Below are 1,218 nucleotides of genomic sequence, written 5' to 3'. Positions count from 1 at the left end.
GTCTTGCGGCCGACGCCGGGTAGCGCCTCCAGTTCCTCGCGAGTTTGCGGGACTTCGCCGCCATGGCGCTCCACCAGCAGACGACAGGTTTCGATCACGTTTTTCGCTTTGCTGTTAAACAAACCGATTGTCTTGATGTACTCCGACAGCCCCTCGACGCCCAGCGCATGGATCGCCGCCGGTGTGTTTGCTACGGGATAGAGTTTGGCTGTGGCCTTGTTGACGCCGACATCGGTCGACTGAGCGGAAAGAATCACGGCAATCAGCAATTCGAATGGCGATGAATAGGCCAGTTCAGTCTTCGGTTCCGGGTTGTCTTCGTGAAACCGGCGGAAAATTTCCAAACGTTTTGCGGCATTCATGGGCGATGCGTTTCCTGAAAATCAGTCAATCAATGTGAGGGTGTCGAGCGGGTCCAGGCCTGACGTGCGGCGATCAGCGCGCCCAACAGAATGAACCCGCCGGGGGCCAGCGTGGCAAGATGCAGGCCACCGTTACCAATCAATTCGCGCAGTAGGCCCAGGCCGACCATCAACGCGCCAAACAGGGCGCACAGGCGCAAGCGGTCCAGGCGAGGGCTCTGAAAGAAATCGTTGTACTCCAGCACAACGCATTGCAGGGCGATCAACCCTGCGTAAAGCGCCACCGGTTGGTGCCATTGAAGGGACCAGAGCTGTGCGGCCATTTGCGCGCAACTGGTGAGTGTGGCGGATAGCAGGAGGCAGGCAAGCAGTCGGGCAATCGGAACCAGCCGGGATCGCAAGGCCCACATGCCAGCGCCATAAGCACTGACCACCACGATGAACATCAGCCACAATCCCAGTGCCGCCGCCCAGGAGGTTGTGGCGCCGATCAGGGGCGCAAGCATCAGCGAATTTTGCAGGCCCTGGGACTTAGTCATGGGTGCCACTCCCGATCAGTTGTTGCCGATGTTCATCGAAGTAGCGTAACGCGTCGTGGATGGCACCGATCACCGCCCTTGAAGTGCTGGTTGCACCCGCCACCTGATCGAATTGCCCCTGATCCTTTTTCAAGGCCCAGCCTGCGTCATCGGGATCGCTTCGAGACTTGCCGGCAAATCCCTGGAGCCAGGTATTGGGCCAGTCGGCGATCTTGCCTCCCAGCCCCGGAGTTTCCGATTGCTTGAGGGTTTTTACGCCCAGCAACTTGCCATGGGAGTCGATGGCAATCAGCAATTCGATTGAGCCTTCATAGCCC

The 1,218-nt window shown here is 58.9% G+C and carries 2 protein-coding genes and 1 pseudogene; all 3 read right to left on the bottom strand.

From position 1 onward, the window contains the following. A pseudogene (locus AC1DRJ_RS28445) lies at window positions 1-362 on the bottom strand (endonuclease III); the annotation flags it as partial. A 29-nt stretch (window positions 363-391) separates the two neighbouring features. Then, window positions 392-901, bottom strand: a complete 510-nt coding sequence (locus tag AC1DRJ_RS28440) for an Rnf-Nqr domain containing protein (RefSeq protein WP_477805074.1) — start codon at window positions 899-901, stop codon at window positions 392-394. Further along, window positions 894-1,218: RnfABCDGE type electron transport complex subunit G (locus tag AC1DRJ_RS28435; RefSeq protein WP_477805073.1), on the bottom strand; the 325-nt coding region annotated here is incomplete at its 5' end. The genes AC1DRJ_RS28435 and AC1DRJ_RS28440, both read right to left, overlap by 8 nt.

It is taken from the genome of Pseudomonas sp. P5_B2 (assembly GCF_056400445.1).
The sequence above is the reverse complement of the archived record's forward strand: the minus strand, read 5'-3'. Positions and strand labels throughout refer to the sequence as shown.